The sequence below is a fragment of the Streptomyces sp. SudanB5_2050 genome (genome assembly GCF_964272335.1).
GTDB classification, from domain to species: Bacteria; Actinomycetota; Actinomycetes; order Streptomycetales; family Streptomycetaceae; genus Streptomyces; species Streptomyces rochei.
The window spans coordinates 3,236,292-3,262,444 of sequence record NZ_OZ186760.1 but is presented as its reverse complement, the minus strand read 5'-3'; the positions used below and the strand labels follow the sequence as shown (position 1 = coordinate 3,262,444).

Here is a 26,153-nt window from a genome sequence, read left to right as displayed (position 1 = left end):
ACCGGTCACTGCTTGCCGCAGACCACCTCGTCGCCCCGCACCACGGTGCCCGACTCCTGCGGCGGGTCCGCCGGCCTCACCCGCGCGACCTTCTCGAAGCCGGCGCCCGCGATCACCTTCAGCGTCGGGCCCTGGCCCTTGACCGGGCGCAGCTCGCTGCCGGGCAGCGCGGCGGCCAGCGACTTCGCCGAGCGGTCCCAGCGGGGGTCGAAGGCGACCACGGTCCGCTCGACCGCGCGGTCGGTGGCGTTCCTGGGCACCTTGGTGGTGCGGAAGCCGGTCGCGGCCAGCGCGTCGTCCACCCGCTTGCCGAGACCCGGCGTGCGCGTGCCGTTCTCCACCTGGACCCGGATCTGCTTCGGGTCCACCGGGACCCGGACCGGCGCCGGGCCCTTCGGCTTCGGTCTGGGCCGGGCCAGCGGCTCGTCCTCGCGCAGGGCGTCGAAGATCCGCTCGGACTCGGCGGGGTCCCACTTCAGGGTCGAGCCGACGCCCTTGACGGCGTAGCCCATCTGTCCGATCGGCACGGTGGTGAACTCGGAGGACGAGGGCGAGAAGTTCCGCATCGCCCGCCCGAGCGCCAGCATCTCGTCGGTGCCGAACCCCTTGTCGGCCCGTACCGAGCCCAGCACCGCCTGGGTGACGTCCCGGAACTTCAGCGGGTTCAGCAGCAGCCCCGAGGACGTCGCACGGTCGATCAGGGCGGCCAGGAAGCGCTGCTGGCGCTTCATCCGGCTCAGGTCGGAGGCGCCGTCGAGGTGGCGGGCGCGGACGTACTGCAGCGCCTGCCCGCCCATCAGCGTGTGCGTGCCGGCCGGCAGGTCGAGCCCGGTGTGGCTGTCCTTGAGGGGCTCCGCGGTGCAGACCTCTACGCCGCCGAGGACGTCCACGGTCCTCATGAAGCTGGTGAAGTCGACCTCCAGGTAGTGGTCGATCTTCACCCGGGTCATCTTCTCGACCGTGCGGATGGTCAGCTGCGGGCCGCCCTCGGCGTAGGCCGCGTTCAGCTTCACCGGGTGGCCCTTGTGCTGCTCGCCGGTGGTGCGGTCGGTGTGGTCGGGCGTCTCGGCGTACGAGTCGCGCGGCAGGCTGACCACGCTGGCGCGCTCCCGGTCCTCCGAGAGGTGCACGATCATGATCGTGTCGGTGCAGTGGCAGGGTGCGCCGCCCAGCCGGTACTTCCGGCGCTCCTCCTCGCTGATCCGGTCGCGGCCGTCGGTGCCGACCAGCAGCACGTTCATGCCGTCGCCCGCGCGGGGCCGGTTCTTCATGTCCTTGAAGGCGTCGACCCGCGTGATGTCCGAGCCCAGGCCGGAGAGCACCGCGTGCCCGATCCCGGCGGAGGCGAGCACCACCACCGACAGGGCGGTCACCGCCCGCACGGCCCAGCGCGGGCGCTTGCGCCGTACGGGGGGCCGGGGCGGACGCCCGGAGGCCCCGCGCTGCGGCGGAGGGACGCCCCGGGACGTGGCGGCCGGGACCCGGGGGGAGCGGGGCGGCGTGGGCAAGGTGACACCTCCGCGGGGACGGGCCGTGCGGCCGGACGTGCGATCCGTGAGCACCGTAGGCCCATACGATCTGCGGCCCGGGGCTGTGACCCCCGCGGCGCGCACCCGTGTCCCCCGTTCGCGGTAACGTGAGCACCGATGAACGCCAAGTCCGACGTGCGGCTGCCCGCCGTTTCCGTGATCATGCCCGTCCTCAACGAGGAGCGGCATCTGCGCGGCGCCGTCCGCGCCATCCTCGCCCAGGAGTACGCCGGCGAGATGGAGGTCGTGATCGCCCTCGGTCCCTCGACGGACCGCACGGACGAGATCGCCGCCGAACTCGTCGCCGAGGATGCCCGCGTCCACACCGTGCCGAACCCCACCGGCCGCACGCCCGCCGCGCTGAACGCCGCCATCAAGGCGTCCCGGCACCCGGTCGTCGTGCGCGTCGACGGCCACGGCATGCTGTCGCCGAACTACATCGCCACGGCCGTACGGCTCCTGGAGGAGACCGGCGCGCAGAACGTGGGCGGCATCATGCACGCCGAGGGCGAGAACGCCTGGGAGGACGCCGTCGCCGCCGCGATGACGTCGAAGATCGGCGTGGGCAACGCCGCCTTCCACACCGGTGGCCAGGCGGGTCCCGCCGAGACGGTCTACCTCGGTGTCTTCCGGCGCGAGGCGCTGGAGCGGCAGGGCGGGTACAACGAGGAGTTCATCCGCGCCCAGGACTGGGAGCTGAACTTCCGCATCCGCGAGGCCGGCGGGCTGATCTGGTTCTCGCCCGAGCTGCGGGTCTCCTACCGGCCCCGGCCGTCCGTGCGGGCGCTGGCCAAGCAGTACAAGGACTACGGCCGTTGGCGGCACGTCGTCGCCCGCTACCACGCCGGCTCCATCAACCTGCGCTACCTCGCCCCGCCGACCGCCGTGTGCGCGATCGCCGCCGGCGTCGTCGTGGGCGTGGCGCTGACCCCGTGGGGCTTCGTCGTCCCCGGCGGCTACCTCGCCGCGATCGTCGCCGGGTCCCTGCCGGCCGGCAAGGGCCTCGGGCTCAAGGCACGGGCGCAGATCCCGGTGGCGCTGGCGACCATGCACATGTCCTGGGGCTGGGGCTTTCTGACCAGCCCGCGCTCGCTGGCCAGGCGGGTCATCGCCTCCCGGCGCCCGGCGGTCCAGCCGGACGCCGACGCCGCCGGCGCCAGGTGAGGTCCGTCAGGACCAGGTGAACGCCGGGTTCACGTGCATGCAGGCGCCCTCGTCCGCGCCGTTGAGGGCCTCGGCCGACTCGGGCGTGGTGTCGTCGGCCTGGGGCGCCCGGTACGCCGTGCCCTCGCGCCAGTCGGCGCCCACGACGACGGTGACGCCCGAGACGTCGGTCGAGCGCCGCACCGAACTCGCCGGGACGCCCAGGGACTCGGCGACCCGCCGCGCGTCGCCCTCGAGGTCGGCGCTCGGGTAGCGGACGACGGTGCGCTCCTCGCTCGGCAGCACCGAGGGGTCGGCGAGGGCCCGGTCGAAGCCCCGCTCCACGAGCAGCCCGGCGACCGTGTCGGCCCGTCCGCGGGCCGCCCCCAGGCTGTCGGTGCGGGTGCCGTTGCGCACCTGGACCGCGATCTCCCCGTCCGGGGCGGCGGGGTCGGCCGGCGCCTCGGGCTCCTGGGAGGGCTCCTTCTTCTCCGCGTCCTTGCCGTCCAGCGCGATGTCCTCGCGCACCAGCCGGAACAACTGCTCCGCGTCCTCGGTCGGCTCCACGCGGGCGCCCACGTACCGGTTGGGCATCGTCGTCATGGTGATGCGCTCCGGCTTCACCTGGCGCAGCTCATTGCTCAGGTCGTACAGCTTCTTGACGGTGTCCAGGCCCGGGTCGACGGTGAGCGCCCGGGTGGCCTCCTCGGCGAGCCGGCGCAGCTTGTTCGGGTTGCTCAGCGTGGCGTTCTCGCGCAGTGTGCGCACCAGCGAGTTCAGGTACATGTGCTGGGCCTTGGCCCGCGCGAGGTCGCTGCCGTCCTCGAAGCCGTAACGGGTGCGCAGCCACTGCAGGGCCTGCTCGCCCTTGATCGGGTGGGTGCCCTTCGCCAATTTGAGGCCCGAGCCGTGGCCCTGGGCGTCGCGGGAGTGGATGTTGGCGTCCACGCAGACCGGTACCCCGCCGACGGCGTCCGCCATCGACACCACGCCCGCGAAGTCGACCATGACGAAGTGGTCGATGTGGATGCCGGTCAGCTCCTGCCAGGTGGCGACCGTGCAGCCGGGGCCGCCGTGGCCGAGGCTCTGATTGGTCATCACCCGGCCCTCGCTCGCCGGGTAGACCTTCCCGTCGTCCGGGTCGGTGCACTTGGGGATGTGCACCAGGGTGTCGCGGGGCATGCTGACCACCGACATGTTGCTGCGGTCGGCGGAGAGGTGCACCAGCATCTGCACGTCCGCCAGCGGCGTCGAGCCGAACGTCTCGCGGGCGCCGCCCAGTTGCTGGTTCTCCTCGCTGTCCCGGGCGTCGGAGCCGATCACCAGGATGTTCAGCGGGGTCTGCCCGGCCGCGTTCGGCGTCGGCGCGGCGACCTTGCTGTCGCCCAGGTTCAGCGGGTCCTTCTCGATGTTGCTGTTGAGGTGCTCGTAGTAGAGGTAACCGGCGCCCGCCGTGCCCACTATGAGCACGGCGAGCGTCAACGCCGTCCAGCGCAGCACCCGGCGGGCCCGACGGCCCCGGCCCGGGCGGCGTCCGACGGCCGCGACGCCGCCTCTGCCTCCGCCCCCGTCCGCGTCACCGGCCCCGTCGAGGGCGGCCTCGGCCCCCTCGGCCCGCTCGGCCCCCTCGGGGCCGTCCGGTGCGCCCTGCCGGGCGTCCTCCCCCTGCGTGCTCCCCCGCACACTGCTCCGCGTCATCTCCGCGTCCCTCCCCACCCCCGCGCCGCGGCGCGGGCCCGTCGCCGCCCTGTGAGACGTACGGCGGGCCCGTCAGGTCAACTGGCGCACAACTTCTGGTCGGCCGTCGTCTTGTCCACGTCCGGCGTCTCCACGGACGTGGCGTCGAGCTTGACCCCGGGGCCCTTGAAGTCCTTGCCGAGGGTGAGGGTCATGGTGGGCAGGCCCTGGGCGTTGGTGACGCTCTCGCCGGGCTTCATGGCGGCGCCGGACAGGCCGAGGATCTCGGCGAGGGCGCGGGCCTGGTCGGCCTGGTCGGGGGCGTACTCCAGGGTGGTCTTGGCGGCCTCGGCCTGCGCGTTGCCCGCGTTCTCGGACTTGGTGACGCCGGCCGTGGTCTGGAGGTAGTTGAGTTCCTGCTGGGCGCTGCCCGCCGGGGCGCCGCCGTTGAGGATGCGGACGCGGACCTCGGAGGGGTCGGACTTCTCGCCCTCCAGGCGGGCGGCGACGGCGGCGGCCTCCTTCTTCTTCGCCGCCTTCTCCTTCTTCTCGACCTCGGTGAAGGAGATGTCGTTGCGGATCGTGCTGAAGACCTGCTCGGCGGTGCCCGGCTTGAGGACGACCGTCACCGGCTTCGGCTCGGCCGGGTTGTCGATCACCGGCACCGTCATGAAGGTGATGTTCTTCGTCGGCACCTTCTTCAGCTCCAGGGCGATGTCCTTGAGCGTGCCCACGTTGCCGATGGGCTTGTCCACGGTCAGCGCCTTGGTGGCGGCCTCGGCCAGCTTCACCAGCTTGGTGGGGCTGGTGAGGGTGTCGCCGGAGGCCATCTTCCGCATCAGCGAGCCCAGGAACTGCTGCTGCACCTTGATGCGGTCCAGGTCGCCCTCGTTGCCGAAGGCGTGCCGGGTGCGGACGAAGGCGAGGGCCTGCTCGCCCTCGACCTTGGACTCACCGGCGGGCAGCTTGAGATGGGACTTCGGGTCGTCCACGGCCTTCTCCACGCAGACGTCGACGCCGTCGACGGCGGTGGTGAGCGTCTTGACCGCGTTGAAGTCGGCCATCATGAAGTGGTCGGGCTTGATGCCCGTCGCCTCCGCCACCGTGCGCATGGTGCAGCCCGCGTCCCGGCCGTCCTCGCCGAGGCTCCGGTTGAAGCGGACGTCCTGCTCCCCGGGGACGATCTCAGTCGAACCGTCCTCCTGCGTGGTCTCGCAGTCGGGGATGTCGACGATCAGGTCGCGGGGGATGCTGAGCGCGGTGGCGTTGGAGCGGTCCTCGGCGACGTGCAGCAGGATCGTGGTGTCGGCGTGGCCGACGCTGCCCTTGTCGCCGTAGCCCTCGTTGCCCGCGCCGGTGCGCTTGTCGGTGCCGATGATGAGGATGTTGAAGGCTTCGTCCTTCTTGAAGCTGCTGCTTCCGGCGCTGCCGACGTCCGTCGTGGTGACGTTGCCCTCGAGGTGCTTGAGGTACAGGTATCCGCCGACACCGGCCACCAGGACGACGAAGGCCGTGCTTCCGCCGGCCCACAGCAGGGCCTTCTTCCCCTTCGACTTCTTCGCCGGGCGGCGTCCGCGCCGCCCGGGGGCCGGCTCCTCGGGTGCCGTACGGCGCCTGCGCTGGGGCGGCACCTCCCGGCCGGGCGCGGCCGTACGGCGGGTGCCGCTCGCGGCGCCGTCGGCGGGGGAGGAGGCGCCGCCGGTGCGGGGGGCGGGCCTGCGGGGACCGGGCACGGGCGACTGCGGTGCGGAAGGGGGCAGTCGCAGTTCGTATTCACCGGTGCGCGGGTTCAGTACCCACTGGTCTGCGGGGTCGACGTCGTCTGCCCGCCCACGTCCTTGCGCGTCCACGGTCTCCCAATCCTCCGTAGGGGCCACGCGGCACCTTCTGCCTGAAGGCGCACGATAAAGGGTCAACATGTGCACGACGCCAGGGCGGACCTCGCGGCGGGGGCACCGGAGCGCTCACACTATCCGCCCGGTTCGGCGTCGAACGACTTCGGTGGCACGCCGTGCGCCCCTACAACCGGGCAAATCCCTCCTATTTTCCCGAGTTCCTACCATCGGTAGGGCTTGTACACGTCCATGCACGTGCCGGAGTCCGACCCGTTGAGGGCGTCGCTGCCCTCCGGCAGGTCCCCGGCCTCGGGTTTGCTCTGCTCCGGGTACGACGTTCCCGAGCGCCAGTCCGCTCCCACCACCAGCGTGATCCCGGACACGTCCGCGGACTTGCGCACCGAACTCGCCGGAATGCCCAGGGCCTCCGCCACCCGCCGGGCGTCCCCCGCCGTCTCCGCGCTCGGGTAGCGCACCACGGTCCTCTCCTCGGCGACGGCGGCCGAGGTGTCCGTGGCCGCCTTGACGAATCCCTGGCGCGTCAGAGCCCGGGCGACCTCCGTCGCGCGGCCGCCGACCGGTCCGAGGGTCGCGGAGCGGGTGGCGTTGCGGACCAGGACGCCGATCTCGGCGTCGGGGGCGGCCCGGTCCTGCCGCCCCTCCCGCGCGGCTGCCGAGCCCTCACCGCCGCCACCTTCGGAACCGCTGCCCTGTCCGGTGTCCTCGCCGCCCCTGTCGCCCTTGTTGCCCTTGCCGCCCTTGTCGTCGTAGGACACGTCGTCGCGGAGCATCGCCCACATCCGCTCCGCGTCCTCACCGGCCGGGAGCAGGTGGTTCCCGTCCTGGGGGTCCTCGACGGTGGGCATCGTCGTCATGGTGATGCGGTCCGTCGGCACCGTCTTCAGCTGCATGCCCAGGTCGTAGAGCTTCTTCACCGTGCCGATCTCCTCGGAGACCGTCAGGGACTCGGTGGCCGCCTCGGCCAGACCCATCAGCCGGCCGGTGTCGGTGAAGACGTTCTGGCTCTTCAGCGTGCGGATCATCGAGTTCATGTACATGTGCTGCGCCCGCGCGCGCAGCAGGTCGCTGCCCCAGGCGTGCCGGGTGCGCAGCCACTGGAGCGCCTGCTCGCCCTCGACCTTGTGCCGCCCGGCGGTCATCTTCAGCCCGGAGCCGCCCGGCACGGCGGGCAGCGGGCGGTCCCACACGTTCTGGTTGACGCACACCTCGACGCCGCCGACGGCGTCCGCCATCGACACGACACCGGCGAAGTCGATGGTCATCCAGTGGTCGATGTAGACGCCGGTCAGCTTCTCCCAGGTGGCCAGGGTGCAGCCGGCGCCGCCCCGGCCCAGCGACTCGTTGATGATCGCGTTGGTCGCCGGGTACGTCTCACCGGTCTTCGGGTCCGTGCACGCGGGGATGTCCACCCTGGTGTCCCGCGGGATACTCACCACGGAGGCGCTCTTGCGGTCCGCGGCCAGGTGGATGAGCATCTGCACGTCGCCCAGCGGCGGGTTGTCGCGGTGGTTCCTGCCGCCGCCCAGGGCCACGTTGGCGTCGGAGGCGCGGCTGTCGGAGCCGACCAGCAGGATGTTGAGGGGCGTCTGCCCGGCCGCGTTCGGCTCGGGCCTGTCCGCCTTGGAGTCGCCGCTGCTGCGCTCGCCCTTCTCGATGTTGCCGTTCAGGTGCTCGTAGTAGAGGTATCCGGCGCCGGCCGTGCCGAGTATCAGCACCGCGAGGACCGTCGCCGACCAGCGCAGCGCGCGGTGCCCGCGTCCGGCGCGCCGCGTGCCGGTCCGGCTGCCGCCGCCCCCGGGGCCCCCGCCGCCCCGGGGGCGCCGGACGGCGTCCGGTCGCGTCCCCTCCTCGTGCACCCTGCTCTGCGTCATGTCCCTCTTCCCGCCCTCGGGCCCGCGAACATGCCGTCGCGCGCCACCCGTTCGCACTGTTGGACGTACGGGGCCCCTGGTTGGCTGTACGGCGTCGCCCGCGGATTGCTCCGGTCACGCGGAGCGACGTCCTTCTCGGGAAGGCGCTCCGGCCCCGGCCGTCCGCCGCCGCCGCGCCGATGGACCGTTGTCGCCCTGTCAGACGCGATCGGGGCCCGTCAGGTCACTTCGCGCACTCCACCTTGTCGGCCGTGGACTTGCGGGCCTCTTCGGGCGCTTCCGCCGAGGCGGCGTCGAGCTTGACCCCGGCGCCCTTGAAGTCCTTGCCGAGGGTGAGGGTCATGGTGGGCAGGCCCTGGGCGTTGGTGACGCTCTCGCCGGGCTTCATGGCGGCGCCGGACAGGCCGAGGATCTCGGCGAGGGCGCGGGCCTGGTCGGCCTGGTCGGGGGCGTACTCCAGGGTGGTCCTGGCGACCTCGGCGTCGGCGTCGCCCGCGTTCTCGGACTTGGTGACGCCGGCCTCGTTCTGCAGGTACAGCAGCTCGCGCTGGGCGCTGCCGTCGGGGGCGCCGCCGTTGAGGACGCGGACGCGCACCTCGGAGGGGTCGGACTTCTCGCCCTCCAGGCGGGCGGCGACGGCGGCCTTCTCCTTCTTCTCCTTCTCCGACTCCTTCTTCTTGACCTCGGTGAAGGAGACGTCCTCCTTGATCATGTCGAAGACCTGCCGGGCGGGCTCCTCCTGGAGGACGACCGTCGCCTTGACCTTCTCGGCGGGGTTGTCGCGCACCGGCACCGTGACGAAGGAGAGGTTCTTGGTGTTGAGCTTGCCCAGTTCGAGCCCGAGGTCCTTCAGCTTGCCGATGTCGTCCAGCGTGGAGTCGACGGTCAGGGCCTTGGTCCCCGCCTCCGCCAGCTTCACCATCTTCGAGGGGCTGGTGAGCGTGTCGTTGGACTTGAGCTTGCGCATGAGCGAGCTGAGGAACTGCTGCTGGATCTCGATGCGGCTCAGGTCGCCGCCGAAGCCGACGGAGTGCCGGGTGCGGACGAAGGCGAGGGCGTCCTCGCCCTCGATGGTGTGCTTGCCCGCCGGCAGGTTCAGGTGCGAGTCGGGGTCGTTGATGTCCTTGGCGAGGCAGACCTCGACGCCGCCGACCGCCGAGGTCAGCGTCTTGACCGCGTTGAAGTCGGCCACCATGAAGTTGTCGGGCCTCACCCCCGTCAGCTCGGTGACGGTCCGCATGGTGCAGCTGGGGGTACGGCCGCTCTGGCCGAGGCTCTGGTTGAAGCGGACGCCGGTGGAGCCGGGGATGACCTTCGTGGAGCCGTCCTCCTGCGTGGTCGGGCAGTCGGGGATGTCGACGATCAGGTCGCGGGGGATGCTGAGCGCGGTGGCGTTGGAGCGGTCCTTGGAGACGTGCAGCAGGATCGTGGTGTCGGCGTGGCCCGCGCTGCCGTTGTCGCCGTAGCCCTCGTTGCCGGAGCCGGTGCGCTTGTCGGTGCCGATCAGCAGGATGTTGATCGCCTGGTCCTTCTGGAAGCCGCCGGTGCCCGCGCCGTCGTCCGGGAGGGACTCGATGTTGTCGTTGAGGTGCTGCAGGTACAGGTAACCGGCCGTACCGGCGGCGAGGACGACGAGCGCCATGGTCCCGCCGGTCCACAGCAGGATCTTCTTGCCCTTCGACTTCTTCGCCGGCCGCCGCCGTCCCCGCCGCCCGGGTGGCGGCTCCTCGGGGGCCGTGCGGCGTCTGCGCGGCGGGGGGACCTCACGCTCCGGTGCGGGGGCGGAGGTGGAGGCGGACGCCGGTGCGCCGCGGCGGCGTGACGCGCGGCCGGTGCCGGCGGCGCCGCGCTGGCCCGGCACCCGCGACTGCGGTGCGGAAGGGGCCAGTCGCAGTTCGTATTCGCCGGTTTCCGGATTGAGTACCCACTGGTCTGCGGGGTCGATGTCCTCCACCCGCCCACGGCCTTGCGCGTCCACGGTCGTCCGAATCCTCCGTCGGGGCCACGCGGCGCCCTCCCCTCGAGGCGCCAGGTCTGGCTCACTGAGTGCGCGGCCAGGGCGGAGCCCGGTGGCCGGGCACACCGGCCCGCTCACATTAGCCGCACCGTTCCTCACCGGGCGACGTCCGGTGGCACATTCCACGAACCTTACAACTGGGCAATCCGGCGCATTTATTGGACAACTGTCCGCACTTCCCCGCCCGTTCCGTGTGCGGTCCGGCCCGTTTTGGAATGCGCTTTACTCGCAGATGTCCTCGGCCGCGGTGTTGCCGCTGAACGTCGGTTCGGGGGAATCACCGCTTCCGGTGGGCTTTCCCGCATCGTCCGGCGCCTGCGAGCCGGTTCCCGCCGCGACCGCCACGGGTTCGTCCGTCCGGAGGCGGGTGAACAACTTCTCCGCGTCCGGCTCCACGAGTTGGTCACGATTGGGGTCTCCCGCGTACGACTCCCGCGGCACGGTCAGGAATTGCACGCGTTCGGTGGGAATGTCGCGCAGCCCTCGTACGAGGTCGTACAAACCGCGCAGACTCGCCAGATCCGGGTCCGTCGTGAGAGAAGACGTGGCCGCGTCCAGAACGGGATACAGCTTCACCGGATTCAGCAGTACGTCATTGCTCTGCACCTTGTTGACGAGAGCCCCGAGAAAGTGCTGCTGCCGTTCCATTCGGTCGGTGTCGCTGCCGTCACCGAGCGATTTGCGGGCCCGGACGTAGCCGAGGGCCTGCTCCCCGTCGAGCGTCACCCGGCCCGCGGGCAGTTCCAGCCGGGCGGCCTCGTCGTCCACCGGCTCGCGCAGGCACACCTCGACGCCGTCGAGCGCGTCGACCATCTTCTTGAAACCCTGGAAGTCGACGACCACGTGGTGGTCGACGCGGATGCCGGTCAGCTTCTCGACCGTACGGACCGAACACGCGGAACCGCCCACCTCGTAGGCGTAGTTGAACTGGGCGAACACGGGCTGCGAGCGCTGCCCGTCCGGGCGCCGGCAGCCGGGCACGTCCACCATCAGGTCGCGGGGGAGGGAGACGGCGGTGGCGCTGTCGCGGCCCGCGGACAGGTGCAGCAGGATCGTGGTGTCCGACCGCTCGGTCCCGTCGTCGCGCCCGTAACGGGCGTTGGCGTCGCCGGAGCGGGTGTCCGACCCGATCACCAGGACGTTCTGCGCGCCGCGGACCAGTGCGGTGGGCCGCTCCTTCTCGTACCGGGCGAGTTCGGCCGCCGCCGCCTCGTCGGCGGTGATGTTCCCGTTCAGCTTGGAGTAGACCGCCCACCCGGCCCCCACCGCGGCGACGGCCAGCGCCGCGACGCCCACCCCGGTCCAGCCGAGCCGCCGCCTGCGACGCCGCCGCCGCAGCCCGTCCCCGCTCGCGGACGCCCCGGCCCCGGGCTCGTGGCGCCCGGGGGGCGTGCCCGCGTCGTCGTCGCTCACGTCTCCCTCCGTCCCGCACACGTGCGCTCCTACGATCATGGACCGAAGGGGCGCCGGAAGCGGACCGCAACTGACCCGAACGGGTCACGCGGACCGGGTGGCGGCAGCACCGCCACGCCGGGCCGGCCCTGCGGCGGGGAAGGCTCGTCGCGCCTCGTACGGCGTCTCGCCGCGCCTGGGCCGGCATCAGCCGTGCTTCGACCGGCGTCTCACCGTGCTCCGGTCGGCGGCTCGCTGTGATGTGATCGGCGGCTCGCCGCGCCTTGGCCGGCCTCTCGCCGTGGCGCCTTACAACGCCGTGGCGGAAACCCGCTCCGTCTCGATCCGCTGGTCCAGCACTCCGTCCCCGGCCCGCTCCAGATGCCGGCACAGCACCACCGAACCCCCGCTCGCCAAGGGCCCGTACAGCCCGGCGCTCAATCCCTCCCACGTGTCGTACGGCAGCCCGGACAGGATGCGCGCCCCCGGCCCCGTGAGCCCCAGCCCCTGCGCCTCCGCCCGAGCCCGTTCCACGACCTCCGCGCCGCTGAACTCCCGTCCCGCCACGATCAGCGCGGGTCCCTCCGGGTCCACCGGCACGTACGGCACGAAGCGGTCGCCCTGCCCCGGCACCTCCACGGCGTAGTCGGCGAAGCCCTCCGGCGCGGACGGCACGAACCGCCCGCCGAGCGGCCGCAGCGCCAGCGCGATCCGAGGTCCCGAGCACGCCCGTGCCGCCTCCAGCGACTCCGGGTCCGGACCGCTCACCACCACGTCCGCCGCCGCCGGATCGCCGGCCACGTCGGCGACGACGCCGACCGACGCGCACGCCAGCAGCCACACCGCCGTCTGCCAGTGCGCGGGCAGCAGCAGCGCGACCCGGTCGCCGGGTTCGACGGACAGTTCGTCCTGGAGCAGATTCGCGGTCTTGGCCACCCAATTGGCGAAGGTGGCCACGGAGAGTTCGACGCGTTCGCCGGTGGCGTCGTCGTAGAAGGTCACCAGGGGGCGTCCCGGGTCCGCGGCGAGCGCGGAACTCAGCAGGTCGGCAGGGGTGCGATCGGTCGCGTTCATCCGCGCAAGGGTACGCGGGCGACCCCGCCGGCACCGAGCGTACGGCGTACGGCACCGCCACCGGATCGGAGGAAAACTCCCGACGAACCGTCAGTTCACCATTGGACAGATTTGTCCGGTGATGTCCACGATCCATGGCATGCGTGGATTCCTTGCTTCCTCGATCGGTGTCACGTGTGCGGCGGCCCTGGCCCTCCCGCTCGCCCCGCCCGCGTCGGCGGCAACCACCACCGGCTCCGCGACCTCGTCAGCCTCCTCGACCGCGGCCCGGGGAACGGACCCGGCTTCGGCCCGGGGAGCGGCCCCGGCCGAGGCGTCCGTCCCCGGCAGCACCCAGTCGCTGCCCCTCGCCCCGCTCGGCCGGGACCGCGCCCCCGGTGCCGCCCAACAGGGCGTCACCCCCCGGGACGTACGGCCCTTCTCCCTGGTCGGCGTCGTCTGGGACGACCCGGCCGCCGAACTGCACGGCCAGGTCCAGGTCCGCACCCGCGCCACCGCCACCGGCTCCTGGTCCGACTGGCAGGAACTGGAAACCCACAACGCCGACCACGCCGCCGACCCCGGCACCCCCGAGAGCACCTCGGGCCGTGTCCGCGGCGCCACCGCACCGCTGTGGGTGGGCGAGTCCGACGGCGTGGAGGTCCGGGTGCGGGCCGAGAGCGCGCCGGGAGCCGCCCGCACCGCCCCGGAGGCGACCGGCTCCGCCCGGCACACGGCCTTCCCGCTGCCCGGCGGCATGCGCCTCGAACTCGTCGACCCCGGCGACGGCGCCCCGCCCGAGGGCGCCGGGTCGGCACCCGGGGACGGCAGCCGCACCGGCGCCCTGGCCCCCCAGGCCGCCGGGTCGGCGGAAGCGGCCGCGGCCTGGGCCGCCAACGCGGACCTCGCCCCGTTCGGCGCCGCCGAGATCCCGGCGGAGCGGCAGCGGGCGAAGCCGTACACCGGCCCCCGCCCGAGCATCACCACGCGCCGCGGCTGGGGCGCCGACGAGAAACTGCGCGAGAAGAAGTTCGTGTACACGAAGAAGGTGAAGGCGGCCTTCGTGCACCACTCGGCCACCGGCAACAACTACCGCTGCTCGCAGGCCCCGTCAGTCATTCGCAGTATCTACCGCTACCACGTCAACAGCATGGGCTGGCGTGACCTCGGCTACAACTTCCTCATCGACAAGTGCGGAAAGATCTACGAGGGCCGGGCCGGGGGAGTGAGCAAGGCCGTCCTGGGCGCGCACACCTATGGCTTCAACTCCAACAGCATGGGCATCGCCGTACTCGGCACCTACACCTCCAAGAAGCCCTCGTCGGCGGCGGTGAAGGCGATCGCCCGGCTCACCGCGTGGAAGCTCGGTCTGTACGGCATGAATCCGCGCGGCAAGACATATCTCAAGTCGGGGGGTGGCAATCTCCACCGAAAAGGTAAGAACGTACGACTGAACGTCATCTCCGGGCATCGTGACGGCTTCGCCACGAGCTGCCCCGGCAAGAAGCTCTACGGCAAGCTCGGCACGGCTCGCTCCACGGCGGCGAAGTACCAGGGCCGCTGAGGGCGGCACACCGCACGACCACCGAGGGCGCCGGGGAACGGTCTGCATACACTGGCCGGCCGAAAGACAGTTCGGCCGGTCCCGGCAGGAAGCAGAGACGACGGTGACAGAAGCGATCCTCCTGGTCGGCGGCAAGGGCACGCGGCTGCGGCCGCTGACGGTGCACACGCCGAAGCCCATGGTCAGGGCGGCGGGGGTGCCGTTCCTCACGCATCAGCTGGCGCGGGCCAAGGCCGCGGGCGTCGAGCACATCGTGCTCGCGACGAGCTATCTGGCCGAGGTCTTCGAGCCGTACTTCGGCGACGGCTCGGCCCTCGGGCTCCACCTGGAGTACGTCACCGAGGAGGAGCCGCTCGGCACCGGCGGCGCGATCCGCAACGTGGCGTCGCGGCTGCACTCCGGTCCCGAGGACCCGGTCCTGATCTTCAACGGCGACATCCTCACCGGCCTGGACATCGGGGCGCTGGTCCGCACCCACGAGACGACGGGCGCGGACGTCTCCCTGCACCTGACGAAGGTCACCGACCCGAGGGCGTACGGGCTGGTCCCCACCGACGACACGGGCCGGGTCCTCGCCTTCCTGGAGAAGCCCCAGACCCCGGAGGAGATCGTCACCGACCAGATCAACGCGGGCGCGTACGTCTTCCGCCGCTCGGTCATCGACACGATCCCGGCGGGCCGGCCCGTCTCGGTCGAACGCGAGACCTTCCCGGAACTCCTCGCCACCGGAGCGCACCTCCAGGGCATGGTCGACTCCACGTACTGGCTGGACCTGGGCACGCCGGCGGCCTTCGTACGGGGCTCAGCGGACCTGGTCCTGGGCCGTGCCCCGTCCCCGGCCATACCGGGCCGCTGCGGCGACCGCCTGGTCCTGCCCACGGCACGCGTCGCGCCCGACGCCAAGCTGGCCGGCGGCACGGTGGTCGGCGAGGGCGCGTTCGTGGCGGAGGGGGCGCGGGTCTTCGGCAGCACGATCCTTCCGGGGGCGGTCATCGAGCCCGGGGCGGTCATCACCGACTCCCTCATCGGCACCCGGGCCCGGGTCGGGACCCGCTCCGTCCTCACGGACACGGTCATCGGCGACGGGGCGGTCGTCGGCGCCGACAACGAACTCCGCTCCGGGGCCCGCATCTGGTGCGACGCCCACATCCCACCCGCGGCGCTGCGCTTCTCCTCCGACGCGTAGACCTCCGGCGGTTGGGCGGGGGGTGCCTGCGGCGGCCTGTGCGGGTGCGTGGGTGGCGTGCCTGCGGCGGCCTGCGCGGCTCGGTGGGTGGGGTGCCTGCGGCGCCACTGCGGCCTTGGTGGGGGTGCGCGTAGCGCGGTTCGTGGTCTGTGGGTCGGGGCCGCGCCGGGGGGTGTCCGTCCTCGGAACGGCGCGAAATCGGTCGGCTACGGGGGTGAACGGCGCGGACGCGCCAACCGCTGCGGGCGGACACCCCCCGACACGTCCCCTCCCGCCGTACGCGGCTACCCCGCCGTGCAGCTTGAGCTGGCTATCCACGCTGAGCTGCGGGCAGTCGTGCCGCTGGGGCGGCACGGGTGGGCGCAGCGGCACCCCGTCGGCGCCGGGCTGCGCACCCACCCCCGTGCTCACACACGCCGGGTGCCGAGGAAACCCCGGCCCGCCCCGCTCCCTCACAACCGCTCGATACCCCGCGGAGCCATCCGCGGCGCCCGCCGCTCCGGCACCCGCCCACTCAACAGCACCAACCGAGCCGCCCGATGCCGCTGCCCGGCATACGGCTCCAGCAGCCGCAGCATGACGGAGTCGTCCGCGTACCGGTCCCCGCCCAGCGCGAACCCCACGATGCCGGGCAGATGCAGATCCCCCACCGTCACCGCGTCCGCCGCCCCATGACTGCGCTGCACGGTCTCCGCTGACGTCCACGGCCCGATGCCCGGCACGAGCTCCAGCCGCTCCTGCGCCGCCGCCGGCTCCATCCCCACCGCCTCCTCCAGCCGCGCGGCGACCCGCACCGCCCGCAGGATCGTCGACGCCCGCTTGTCGTCGACGCCGGCCAGATGCCACTCCCAGGACGGGATCAGCGCCCACGTCCGTGCCGCCGGCATGACGGACATCCGCGCGGGCGCGGGCCCCGGCGCCGGCTCGCCGTACTTGCGTACGAGCAGCCGCCACGCCTGGTACGCCTCCAGCGTCGTGACCTTCTGCTCCAGGATCGACGGGATCAGCGACTCCAGCACCAGCCCGGTGCGCGTCAGCCGCAGCCCCGGACGCCGGTGAGCGGTGTGGGCCAGCAGCCGGTGCCGCGGCACGAACGCGGACGGGTCGTCGTCGGCGCCCAGCAGCCGCGGCAACTGCTCCAGCAGCCACTCGGCGCCCGGCCCCCACGCCTCGCCCCGCACCTCGCCGCCGCGCGCGGTGACCCGCAGCGTGCCCGGGCCGGCGGGCGTCCGGCTGGCCCGCCACACCGACCCGTCCGGCGTGGTCCGGAACGTCGGGTCGCCCGGTCCGCGCCGCAGCGGGCCGAGGACCAGTCCCAGCTCCAGCGGCCCGTCCGGCACCCAGACCCGTACCCTGCCCGGCGCGGGGGCCTGCCGGGGCACGGCGGCCTCCCCGGCGCGCACCGGGGTGCGCGGGGGGCGGGGAGCGAAACGTCCGGCCACGGGAGAGGTCCTTGGGGCGAGAGGAAGCAAAGGCTCCTACGAGGGTAGAGGCTCGCCCGGACGGCTCACCGGACCTCGAGGAACGCCGCGGCGTCCCGCTCCGGCCGGGGGCGGGGGTCCTCCGCCGGGTGGCCGACCGCGACCGCGCCCATCGGGTCCCAGTCGTCCGGCAGGTCCAGGACCTCCCGGACGACGTCCCGGCAGAACATCGTCGAGGAGACCCACGCCGAGCCCAGGCGTTCCCCGGCGAGCGCGACGAGCAGGTTCTGCACGCCCGCGCCGGTGGCGACCACGAACATCTCCCGCTCGGCCCCGTCGCGCCGCGCGTCCCCGTAGGTGTGCGAGCCGTCCATGACGAGGCAGGGGACGACGAGGTAGGGCGCGTTGCGCAGGACGTCCCCGCGCCGCACGCGCTTGGCGATGGACTCCTCGCTCTTGCCGTCGCGCCGCAGGTCCGCGATCCAGGCGTCCCGCATCGCGTCCAGCAGGCGGGTGCGGGACTCCTCGGACTCCAGCAGTACGAAACGCCACGGCGTCGTGTGGTGCGGGGCCGGCGCGGTCACGGCCGCCGCGACCGCGCGGCGCACGGCGCCCGGGTCGACCGGCTGGTCGGTGAAGGCCCGTACGGTGCGGCGCTGGGTGACCGCCTGCCGGACCGCCTCGGAGGTGCCCAGTCGGAACATGTCGTCGCGTGCGCCGCGGACCAGGGCGCGGGCGCCCTCGCCCTCGTCGTCGCGGACCACGTGCGGGAGGCCGCGCACCACGGCGACCGGCAGGCCTGTGGCCTTGCCCTTGACCAGGTCGCCCGCGGCGGCGAGTTCGTCGGCGGTGGCGACGACGGTGGCGCTCAGCGCGTTGCCGTACGCGTCGGTGCCGCCGCGCAGGTCGTCGAGGACGCGTACGCCGGCGGCGCCGATCGCCACGTCCGTGAGCCCGGCCCGCCAGGGGCGGCCGAAGGTGTCCGTGACGATCACGCCGACGTCGACGCCGAGCGCGGTGCGCAGTCCCTCGCGGATGGCGCGGGCGGAGGCGTCCGGGTCCTCGGGGAGCAGCAGCACGGTGCCGGCGGGCGTGTTGGAGGCGTCGACCCCGGCCGCGGCCATGACCAGGCCCTGACGGTTCTCCACGATGCGCAGCGTGCCGCGCCGGGCCACCACCCGCACCGTCTCCGCGTCGATCGCGGCTTCCCGGTCGGCGGCCTGGACGACCCGGCCCTCGGCCTTGGAGACGATCTTGGAGGTGACGAGGAGCACGTCCCCGTCGGCGAGCGCCGGCTCGGCCGCCGCGATCAGCTTGGCCAGGTCGTCGCCGGGTGCCACCTCGGGCAGGCCGGGGACGGCCCACACCCGGTAGCCGGGAGCGTCGGCGCTCATGCCTGGCGCACCTCCTCCGCCAGCGTCAGCGCCTCGCGGGCCATCTGCGCCGTGGCGTCGAGGTCGGTCATCATCAGCGGGACGGCGCGGCAGAGGATGCCGGCCGCCCTGACGCGGGTGACGGACTCCGCGTCGACGGTGTCGACCAGCCAGCCGTCGAGCAGTCCCGAGCCGTAGTGCTCGGCGACCGCCGCGGCCGTGGACTCCACGCCGACCGCCGCGAGGACCTTGTCGGCCATCCCGCGCACGGGCGCGTCCCCGACGATCGGGGAGAGGCCCACCACCGGCACCCCGGCGTCGGCGATCGCCTCCCGGATGCCGGGCACGGCGAGGATCGTGCCGACGGAGACGACCGGGTTGGACGGCGGGAAGAGGATGACGTCCGCCTCCGCGATGGCCTCCAGTACGCCGGGGGCCGGCTTCGCCTGCTCGGCGCCGACCGGGACGACCGCCTCGGCGGGGACCGAGGCCCGCAGCCGGACCCAGTACTCCTGGAAGTGGACCGCCTTGCGCTCGCCGTCCAGCTCGACCGCCACGTGGGTCTCCACGCGGTCGTCGGTCATCGGGATCAGGCGCACGCCGGGCTTCCAGCGGTCGCACAGGGCCTCGGTCACCGCGCTCAGCGGGTACCCGGCCGTGATCATCTGCGTCCGCACGATGTGTGTGGCGAAGTCCCGGTCGCCGAGGCCGAACCACTCGGGCCCGACGCCGTACGCCGCGAGTTCCTCCTTGAGGTGGAAGGTCTCGTCGGCCCGTCCCCAGCCCTGCTCCTCGTTGATGCCGCCGCCGAGCGTGTACATCACCGTGTCGAGGTCCGGGCAGACCTTCAGCCCGAAGAGGTGGATGTCGTCCCCGGTGTTGCCGATGACCGTGATGTCCGCGTCCGGCGCGGCCTGCTTCAGACCACGCAGGAACCGGGCACCGCCGATGCCGCCTGCCAGAACCACAATGCGCATGGACCCAGTCTCGCAGGCGGGTGCGACAGTGCGTCAGGCAGTCGTCACCGTGCCCGCGTCCGTGTTCCGCGCGGCGGTGGCCGAGCACCGCGCGGAGTGCATGGGCATCTCGGTCAGGCCCGGGAAGTAGACGTGCAGGCTGACCGCCGGCTCCAGCGCGTCGTTGACCACCTCGTGCGCGTACCCCGGGGCGAAGACCCGCTGTGTCCCCGGCCGCAGCGCGCGCGTGCCGCGCTCCGTGCGCTCGGTGAGGGCGCCCTCCAGGACGGTCCACACGCCGGAAGAGGGTCCGTGGTCGTGGCGCCCGCTGCCCTGACCGGGCAGCCAGGACAGCAGCCAGACCTCGTAACCGGGGCCGGTGCGCAGCCGTTGGTACCAGCGCGTGGTCGCGTCGTACCGGACGAGGTCCTGCCAGGCGGACCGATCGGCGGCCAGGGCGCGGAGCAGGCCGGCGAACTCGGCGACGGTGGCCGGGTGCTCGCGCGGTGCCTGCAGGAGGTGGGGGACTTCGAGGATGTCGCCGGCGATCTGGAGGTCGCTGTCGCTGTTCATGGGTGGGGTGGGTCCTCGGAGGGTGAGTCAGGAGGAGAGGAAGGAGGGGGGAGGAAAAAGGGGGCGGTACGGCTGAGCGCGCCCTGGTGGGGCGGCGGGGAGGGGACGACCGGGTCGCGTGGACCAGGTCGACGGCCGGAGCGCGGTGGGGCTCAACAGCCGGAACAGCAACAACAGCTACGGCGAACGTGGGCAGCACCGTGGGACCCGGCGGTGCGGGTCGAGGTGAGTGCCAAGTTCGCGAGCATGCCCCCAAGGACAGCGGTTCACACCGGCACTGTCAACTCGATGCCCGTTATGTGGGACATGTTTCACCTCATCCGGTTCATCTGGAAGGTGAAAGGTTTGCTCAGGCGGCTTCCGGGACACATGGCGCACAAGCCGGGCGCACAACCCCCGTTGCAATCCCGTGATCCGAATGTGATCAAGTTTGCTTCGGCGTGTGTATCGGAACGGGATCGAACGCCCGGGCGTCCTTCCTGGTGTGGCCACCGCGCAGGGCGGACGCCTCGGCGGGGCTCGTTGGGATGTCAAGGTTTATGCCGATTTGAACACTTTCCGCAATGCCTTGGTTCCGCAGAGTGAATAAGGGGCCCAATAGCAGATCCCGGCTTGACTCGCCCGGAGCAGCACACTTGTAATTTCACTCGTGTCGTTCAGCCGGAATCCATAACGGCTGGATCACGGGGACGCGAAAGACAGACGAGGGGCGCACATGACCGAGCTGGTGCAGCAACTGCTGGTCGACGACGCGGACGAGGAGCTCGGCTGGCAGGAGCGCGCACTGTGCGCCCAGACCGACCCCGAGTCCTTCTTCCCCGAGAAGGGCGGCTCCACCCGAGAGGCCAAGAAGGTCTGCCTCGCCTGCGAGGTCCGCTCCGAGTGCCTCGAGTACGCCCTGGCCAACGACGAACGCTTCGGCATCTGGGGCGGACTGTCCGAGCGGGAGCGCCGCCGGCTGAAGAAGGCCGCCGTCTGACGCGACGGCGGACAAGCGGCGACTACGGCAGGCGAGCGGTGACTGCGGCGGACAAGCGACGACGGCGATAACGGCCCTTCGCAGGTGGGTTGTCCACAGGCGGCGGGCCGTCCTTCTGCCCAGCCGATAGTGTGGGCGCTCGTCCGAGACGCCCCGCCACCCCCAACAGGCACGGGCGTCCACCGCAGTCCACCGAACCGGGGCCCGTACCTCGATGTCCGTGCACAGCCACACGGCAGCCCAGCAAGACCTCGCTGCCGCACCTGAGTTCCCGCGTCACGTCGTGACCGCGGTCCTCGTCACCCACGACGGAGCCCGCTGGCTGCCCGACGCACTCGCCGGGCTGCTCGGCCAGGAGCGCCCCGTCCAGTACGCCGTCGCCGCCGACACCGGCAGCGCCGACGACTCCGCCCGGCTGGTCACCGACGCCCTCGGTGACGACCACGTGCTCCACCTCGCCCGCCGCACCGGCTTCGGCCAGGCCGTCGAGGAGGCCACCCGCATCGCGCCCGTCCTCACCCCCGAGGACCTGCCCTACCTGAAGCGGCCCAGCGGCTGGGACCCCGTGACGCGCACCTGGCGCGACGACGCCTACGACCTGCCGGATCTTCCCCACGGAGACCCGGTGCAGTGGCTGTGGCTGCTGCACGACGACTGCGCCCCCGAACCCGACGCCCTGGCCCAACTGCTGCGCGTCGTGGACAACGAGTACGAACTCGGCCGCGACGACGTCGCCGTCGTCGGCCCCAAGCTCCGCGGCTGGTACGACCGCAGGCAGCTGCTGGAGGTCGGCGTCTCCATCGCCAACTCCGGCCGCCGCTGGACCGGTCTGGACCGCCGCGAGCAGGACCAGGGCCAGCACGACCACGTGCGGTCCGTCCTGTCCGTCTCCTCCGCGGGCATGCTGATCCGGCGTGATGTCTTCGAACGGCTGGGCGGGTTCGACCGCCGACTGCCCCTGATGCGCGACGACGTCGACCTGTGCTGGCGCGCCAACGCCGCCGGACTGCGGGTCCTGGTCGCCCCCGAGGCGGTCGTGCGCCACGCCGAGGCAGCCTCCCGCGAGCGCCGCACCGTCGACTGCGCCGGCCGCACCACCGCCTCCCCGCACAAGGTGGACAAGGCGGGCGCCGTCCACACCCTCCTCGTCAACACCCGCACCGCCGCCCTGCCGTGGGTCCTGCTGCGCCTCGTCCTCGGCACCCTCCTGAGGACGCTGGCGTACCTCGTCGGCAAGGCCCCCGGCCAGGCCCTGGACGAGATCCGCGGGCTGCTGGGCGTCCTGCTGCGCCCCGAGCGCATCCTCGCCGGACGACGCGAACGCGGCCGGCCGCAGATCGAGAAGGACGAACTGCGCTCGCTCTTCCCGCCGCCCGGCGCGACCATCCGCGTCACCGTCGAACAGGTGGCCGGCAATCTGGTCGGCGCCTCCGACGCCGAGGCGGCCCCCGGCGCCGGACGGCACGGCGGCGCCATCGAGTCCGGCCCCGGCGGCGACGACGCCGACTTCCTCGAGGTCGAGCAGTTCGCCCGGCTCAAGCGCGTCGCCCGCAAGCCCGGGCCGGTGCTCTTCCTGCTGCTGCTCTTCGTCTCGCTGGTCGCCTGCCGCGCCCTGTTCGGCGGCGGCGCGCTGGCCGGCGGGGCCCTGCTGCCCGCCCCGGCCGGCGCCGGTGACCTGTGGGCGCGGTACGCGGACGCCTGGCACACCGTCGGCACCGGCGGCACCGCCTCGGCGCCGCCCTACCTGGCGATCGTCGCCACGGTCGCCACCCTGCTGCTCGGCTCCACCGGACTCGCGGTCACCCTGCTGCTGGTCTGCTCGGTGCCCCTGGCGGGCGCCACCGCGTACTTCGCCTCCCGCCCGCTGGTCCCCTCCCGGCTGCTGCGCGCGTGGGCGGCCGTCGCTTACGCCTTCCTGCCCGCCGCCACCGGCGCCCTGGCCGGCGGCCGTATCGGCACCGCCCTCCTCGCCGTGCTCCTGCCGCTCCTCGCCCGGGCGGGCGCCGCCGCGGCGGGCCTGACGAATTCCTCCGGCACCCGCGGCAGCTGGCGCGCCACCTGGGCGTACGCCCTGCTGCTGACGATCACCACCGCCTTCACGCCCGTCGTGTGGCCCCTCGCGCTGCTCCTCGGAGCCGGCGTCCTGGTGCTGCGCCGCGCCGACATCACGGCGTACGGGCTGCGCTTCCTCGCGCAGCTCGGCACGCCCCTGCTGCTCCTGGCCCCCTGGTCGCTGACGCTGCTCCCGTTCGGCTTCTTCGACGAGGCGGGCCTCGAGTACGGCGCCTCGGCCGCCTCCGCCCTCGATCTGCTCGGCGCGAGCCCCGGCGGCCCCGGCACGGTCGGCGGGCTCCTGCTCATCGGCATCGTGCTGGCGGCCCTGGCCGCCCTGCTGCGCTCCGAGCGGCAGCTGGGCATCCGCACGGCCTGGGCCGTCGCCCTGGTCGCCCTGGTCTTCGCGGCCCTGTCCAACCGCTCCGCCTGGGCCGGCCCCGCCACCCTCGTCTACGGCCTCGCCCTCCTGGCCGCCGCGACCCTCGGCGCCGACGGGGCGCGCTCGCGCGTGGCCGAGCAGAGCTTCGGCTGGCGCCAGCCGGTCGCCGCGCTGATCGCCCTCGCCTCGGCCGTCGGCCCGCTGATCGCCGCCGTCGGCTGGATGATCGGGGGCGCCGACGGGCCCCTGGAGCGACGCGACCCCACCCAGGTGCCGGCGTTCGTGGCCGAGGAGAGCCGCACCCGCGACCAGGCCCGCACCCTCGTCCTCGACAGCGACTCCGCGGCCCATGTGAGCTACATGCTGGTCCGCGGCTCCGGCGCCCGCCTCGGCGACGGGGAGGTGGCCGCCGGCGACGGCGGGAACAGCCACCTCGACAAGACCGTCGCCAATCTGGTGGCCGGCTCCGGCGCCGACCAGGCCGACCAGCTCGGCGGCTTCGCCGTGCGCTACGTCCTCGTGCACAAGGGCGCGCCCCGCGAGGTCACCCGGGTCCTCGACGCCACGCCCGGCCTGAGCCGGCTCAGCCAGCAGGACGGCAGCGGGCTGTGGCGGGTGGACCAGGAGGTCGCGCGGGCGACCATCGTCTCCGGCGAGGGTTCCGGCGCCGGTGAGCCGCAGCCCGTCGCCGCCGGACCCGTGGAGATCCACACCGAGGTCCCGTCCGGTTCCGAAGGGCGTGTGCTGCGCCTCGCCGACACGGCCGCCGAGGGCTGGACGGCCACCCTGGACGGCAAGCCGCTCACCCGCACCACCGTCGACGGCTGGGCCCAGGGCTTCGAACTCCCCGCCTCCGGCGGCAAGCTGGACGTCACCTACGACACCCCGTTCACCCACACCGCCTGGCTGTGGGCCCAGGGTCTCCTCGGCGTCTTCCTGGTCGTCCTCGCCCTGCCCGGCCGGCGCCGTGACGTCGACGACGACCTGCCCGAGGAGCCGATCGTCCCGGCCCAGGCCGTCGAGGGCGAAGGGCGCCGGGCCCGGCGGCTGCGGGCCCAGGCCGAGGCCGAGGCGGCCGCCGCCCCCGGCGCGACGGCCGAGGCCGTGGACGCCGACGCGCCCCCGCCGCCCGCGGACGCCCCGGCCCCCGTGCCCCACCAGCAGAACTACGGCGACTGGGACCAGGCGGCGTACGCCCCCGCCGAGTACGGCTCCTACGGCACGTACGGCGGCGAGCAGCAGCAGGACACCCGGCAGCCGTACGACGCCGGTGCCTACGGGCAGCAGCCCTACCCGGGGGACCCGTACCAGGCCGACGCCTATCCGGGCGGCCACGGCGGCCAGGCTGCCCAGAGCGGTCAGCCCGTCCAGAGCGGCCAGTACGACCCGTACGGCTACGGCGATCCGTCCGGCCCGCCCCAGGCCGGCGGTTACGACCCCGCCTACGGCCAGGCGTACGACCAGAGCGGGTACGGCACGCCGTACGACCCCTCCCAGCCGCACCACCCCCACGGCACCGGCAGTGAGCGTCCCGACGGGAGCCAGCAGTGAAGCGCACCACCCTGTCCCTGTTCGCGGGAGCCGCGGCGCTCGCCGCCGTCACCGGGTTCGCGGCGGTCTCCGCGCCGGGGGACACCGGCGCGGAGACCGCCGAACCGGCCGCCAGGCTGCCCGTGGAGCGCACCAGCCTGCTGTGCCCGGCACCCAGCGCCTCCGACCTCGCCGAGACGACGTACACCTCCTTCACGCCCGTCACCGAGGGCGCCGAGGAGAAGGGGACGGCGACGCTCACGGCGGCGGCCGACGGGGCGGGAGCGGAGGCCGACAAGGGCGGCGAGGACGCCGAGAGCGGGAAGGACGGCGAAGACGCCAAGGACGGCGAAGACGCCAAGGACGGCAAGGACGGCGAGCCCGTCCTGCGGCCCGGGGCGCCCGGCACGCCGGTCACCGGGACGGCTTCGGGCGCCGACGCACCCGCGCTGACCGGCACCGCGGAGGGAAGCCACGCCCCCGGCTGGACCGTGCAGCAGACCACCGAGGTCGCCGCCGGCACGGGCCGGGGACTGCTGGGCCTCAACTGCACGGCTCCGGACACCGAGTTCTGGTTCCCGGGTGCCAGCACGGCGAGCGGCCGCACGGACTACGTGCACCTGACGAACCCGGACGACTCCGCCGCCGTCGTCGACATCGAGCTGTACGGCAAGGACGGCGTCCTCAAGTCCACGGTGGGGGAGGGCGTCACGGTCCCGCCGGGCGGCGGCGAGTCCCTCCTGCTGTCCACGCTCACCGACGTGGAGCAGACCGACGTCACCGTGCACGTCAACGTGCGCAGCGGCCGGCTCGGGGCGGCGGTGCAGGCCCTGGACGACAAGACCGGCGGCGACTGGCTGACCGCCGCCGCGGACCCGGCCGGTGAGCTGGTGGTGCCGGGCATCCCCGCCGACGCCACCTCCGTACGCCTGATGTTGTTCACGCCCGGTGGCAGCGACGCCGACCTGAAGGTGCGGCTCGCCTCGCCGTCCGGGGCGATCACGCCGGCGGGCCACGAGACCGTGCACGTCAAGGCGGGCATGACGACCGGCGTCGACCTGGGCGAGGTCACGCGCGGCGAGGCCGGTTCGCTGGTGCTGACGCCGACGAGCGGTTCCGTGCCGGTCGTGGCGGCGGTCCGGGTCGTACGGGGCGAGGGCGGTGAGCAGGAGTCGGCGTTCATCCCGGCCTCCGACCCGGTCGGAGCCCGGGCGACGGCCGCGGAGAACCGGGCCAAGGGCACGACCCTGTCCGTCACCGCGCCGGACCGGACCGCGAAGGTCGAGGTCACGGCGTCGGCGGGCACCGAGGGCGGGACGACCGCGACCAAGACGTTCACGATCGAGGGCGGTACCACCCAGAACGTCGAGGTGCCGGTCCCGGCCGGCCTCAAGGGCACCTACGCGCTGACGGTCGAGACGGTCTCGGGCGGCCCCGTGTACGCCGCCCGCACCCTGACCGGCGAGGACGAGGACGTGGCCTCCTTCACCGTCCAGCCCCTGCCCGACGACCGGGGCACGGTGTCCGTGCCGAAGGCCGAGCAGAACCTGTCGGTGCTGCAGCAGCCGCCCGCGTAGCCGCCGGCAGCCGTACGGGGCC

Annotated in this window: 17 protein-coding genes; 6 read left to right on the top strand and 11 right to left on the bottom strand. The window is 73.2% G+C overall.

From position 1 onward, the window contains the following. Nucleotides 1–5 precede the first annotated feature (5 nt). A complete protein-coding gene (locus tag ACFZP7_RS14455) occupies nt 6–1,508 on the bottom strand; it encodes an LCP family protein (protein WP_246605181.1) in 1,503 nt (500 codons plus the stop codon). Between the two features lie 138 nt (nt 1,509–1,646). Between ACFZP7_RS14455 and ACFZP7_RS14450 the strand changes: the two genes are divergently transcribed. Continuing rightward, nucleotides 1,647–2,693 (top strand): glycosyltransferase family 2 protein, encoded by a 1,047-nt coding sequence (locus ACFZP7_RS14450; RefSeq protein WP_019329988.1) that lies wholly within the window; start codon nt 1,647–1,649, stop codon nt 2,691–2,693. 6 nt (nt 2,694–2,699) lie between these two features. On the opposite strand, the gene ACFZP7_RS14445 is transcribed toward ACFZP7_RS14450, so the two are convergent. From ACFZP7_RS14445 to ACFZP7_RS14420, 6 genes are all read right to left on the bottom strand, one after another. Continuing rightward, nucleotides 2,700–4,370, bottom strand: a complete 1,671-nt coding sequence (locus ACFZP7_RS14445; RefSeq protein ID WP_385634559.1) for an LCP family protein — start codon at nt 4,368–4,370, stop codon at nt 2,700–2,702. Nucleotides 4,371–4,447: 77 nt separating this feature from the next. Beyond that, a complete protein-coding gene (locus ACFZP7_RS14440; RefSeq protein ID WP_127440443.1) occupies nt 4,448–6,199 on the bottom strand; it encodes an LCP family protein in 1,752 nt (583 codons plus the stop codon). 206 nt (nt 6,200–6,405) lie between these two features. Then, a complete protein-coding gene (locus tag ACFZP7_RS14435; RefSeq protein WP_385634558.1) occupies nt 6,406–8,076 on the bottom strand; it encodes an LCP family protein in 1,671 nt (556 codons plus the stop codon). A gap of 223 nt (nt 8,077–8,299) precedes the next feature. Next, nucleotides 8,300–10,054, bottom strand: coding sequence for an LCP family protein (locus ACFZP7_RS14430; RefSeq protein ID WP_282392436.1), 1,755 nt, complete (start codon nt 10,052–10,054; stop codon nt 8,300–8,302). A 261-nt stretch (nt 10,055–10,315) separates the two neighbouring features. Next, entirely contained in the window at nt 10,316–11,545 is a 1,230-nt protein-coding gene (locus tag ACFZP7_RS14425) for an LCP family protein (RefSeq protein WP_385634557.1), read from the bottom strand. A 249-nt stretch (nt 11,546–11,794) separates the two neighbouring features. Continuing rightward, entirely contained in the window at nt 11,795–12,559 is a 765-nt protein-coding gene (locus tag ACFZP7_RS14420) for a TIGR03089 family protein (RefSeq protein WP_046251097.1), read from the bottom strand. Between the two features lie 139 nt (nt 12,560–12,698). Between ACFZP7_RS14420 and ACFZP7_RS14415 the strand changes: the two genes are divergently transcribed. Together ACFZP7_RS14415 and ACFZP7_RS14410 are read left to right on the top strand one after the other, a co-directional pair. Further along, nucleotides 12,699–14,102, top strand: a complete 1,404-nt coding sequence (locus tag ACFZP7_RS14415) for a peptidoglycan recognition protein (protein ID WP_385634556.1) — start codon at nt 12,699–12,701, stop codon at nt 14,100–14,102. A gap of 103 nt (nt 14,103–14,205) precedes the next feature. Then, nucleotides 14,206–15,288: an NDP-sugar synthase gene (locus tag ACFZP7_RS14410; RefSeq protein ID WP_019329996.1), complete on the top strand. Its 1,083-nt coding sequence runs from the start codon at nt 14,206–14,208 to the stop codon at nt 15,286–15,288. A 452-nt stretch (nt 15,289–15,740) separates the two neighbouring features. Here the strand turns inward: ACFZP7_RS14410 and ACFZP7_RS14405 are convergent, their stop codons facing one another. From ACFZP7_RS14405 to ACFZP7_RS14390, 4 genes are all read right to left on the bottom strand, one after another. Beyond that, on the bottom strand, nt 15,741–16,730 hold the full coding sequence (locus tag ACFZP7_RS14405; RefSeq protein ID WP_385634555.1) for a DNA-3-methyladenine glycosylase family protein: 990 nt from the start codon (nt 16,728–16,730) through the stop codon (nt 15,741–15,743). A 65-nt stretch (nt 16,731–16,795) separates the two neighbouring features. Continuing rightward, entirely contained in the window at nt 16,796–18,103 is a 1,308-nt protein-coding gene (locus tag ACFZP7_RS14400; protein ID WP_385634554.1) for a coenzyme F420-0:L-glutamate ligase, read from the bottom strand. Next, nucleotides 18,100–19,059 carry a 2-phospho-L-lactate transferase gene (gene cofD, locus ACFZP7_RS14395; RefSeq protein WP_019331067.1) on the bottom strand — a complete coding sequence of 320 codons (960 nt, stop codon included), beginning with the start codon at nt 19,057–19,059 and terminating at the stop codon, nt 18,100–18,102. The genes ACFZP7_RS14400 and cofD overlap by 4 nt, the downstream gene beginning before the upstream one ends. Before the next feature lie 33 nt (nt 19,060–19,092). Continuing rightward, nucleotides 19,093–19,611 carry a cysteine dioxygenase gene (locus ACFZP7_RS14390; protein ID WP_385634553.1) on the bottom strand — a complete coding sequence of 173 codons (519 nt, stop codon included), beginning with the start codon at nt 19,609–19,611 and terminating at the stop codon, nt 19,093–19,095. A gap of 715 nt (nt 19,612–20,326) precedes the next feature. Here ACFZP7_RS14390 and ACFZP7_RS14385 point away from each other — a divergent pair. From ACFZP7_RS14385 to ACFZP7_RS14375, 3 genes are all read left to right on the top strand, one after another. Then, nucleotides 20,327–20,590, top strand: coding sequence for a WhiB family transcriptional regulator (locus tag ACFZP7_RS14385; protein WP_003975777.1), 264 nt, complete (start codon nt 20,327–20,329; stop codon nt 20,588–20,590). Between the two features lie 214 nt (nt 20,591–20,804). After that, complete coding sequence (locus ACFZP7_RS14380; protein WP_385634552.1) at nt 20,805–24,575, top strand: glycosyltransferase; 3,771 nt, start codon at nt 20,805–20,807, stop codon at nt 24,573–24,575. After that, nucleotides 24,572–26,131: a DUF5719 family protein gene (locus ACFZP7_RS14375; protein ID WP_385634551.1), complete on the top strand. Its 1,560-nt coding sequence runs from the start codon at nt 24,572–24,574 to the stop codon at nt 26,129–26,131. Before ACFZP7_RS14380 ends, ACFZP7_RS14375 begins: the two co-directional genes overlap by 4 nt. The last annotated feature ends 22 nt before the right edge of the window (nt 26,132–26,153 follow it).

Coding starts and splice junctions, on each gene's coding strand:
- ACFZP7_RS14450 (WP_019329988.1), top strand. CDS start 1,647: ATGAACGCCAAGTCCGACGTGCGGCTGCCCGCCGTTTCCGTGATCATG.
- ACFZP7_RS14445 (WP_385634559.1), bottom strand. CDS start 4,370: ATGACGCGGAGCAGTGTGCGGGGGAGCACGCAGGGGGAGGACGCCCGG.
- ACFZP7_RS14435 (WP_385634558.1), bottom strand. CDS start 8,076: ATGACGCAGAGCAGGGTGCACGAGGAGGGGACGCGACCGGACGCCGTC.
- ACFZP7_RS14425 (WP_385634557.1), bottom strand. CDS start 11,545: ATGATCGTAGGAGCGCACGTGTGCGGGACGGAGGGAGACGTGAGCGAC.
- ACFZP7_RS14420 (WP_046251097.1), bottom strand. CDS start 12,559: ATGAACGCGACCGATCGCACCCCTGCCGACCTGCTGAGTTCCGCGCTC.
- ACFZP7_RS14415 (WP_385634556.1), top strand. CDS start 12,699: ATGCGTGGATTCCTTGCTTCCTCGATCGGTGTCACGTGTGCGGCGGCC.
- ACFZP7_RS14400 (WP_385634554.1), bottom strand. CDS start 18,103: ATGAGCGCCGACGCTCCCGGCTACCGGGTGTGGGCCGTCCCCGGCCTG.
- cofD (WP_019331067.1), bottom strand. CDS start 19,059: ATGCGCATTGTGGTTCTGGCAGGCGGCATCGGCGGTGCCCGGTTCCTG.
- ACFZP7_RS14390 (WP_385634553.1), bottom strand. CDS start 19,611: ATGAACAGCGACAGCGACCTCCAGATCGCCGGCGACATCCTCGAAGTC.
- ACFZP7_RS14385 (WP_003975777.1), top strand. CDS start 20,327: ATGACCGAGCTGGTGCAGCAACTGCTGGTCGACGACGCGGACGAGGAG.
- ACFZP7_RS14380 (WP_385634552.1), top strand. CDS start 20,805: ATGTCCGTGCACAGCCACACGGCAGCCCAGCAAGACCTCGCTGCCGCA.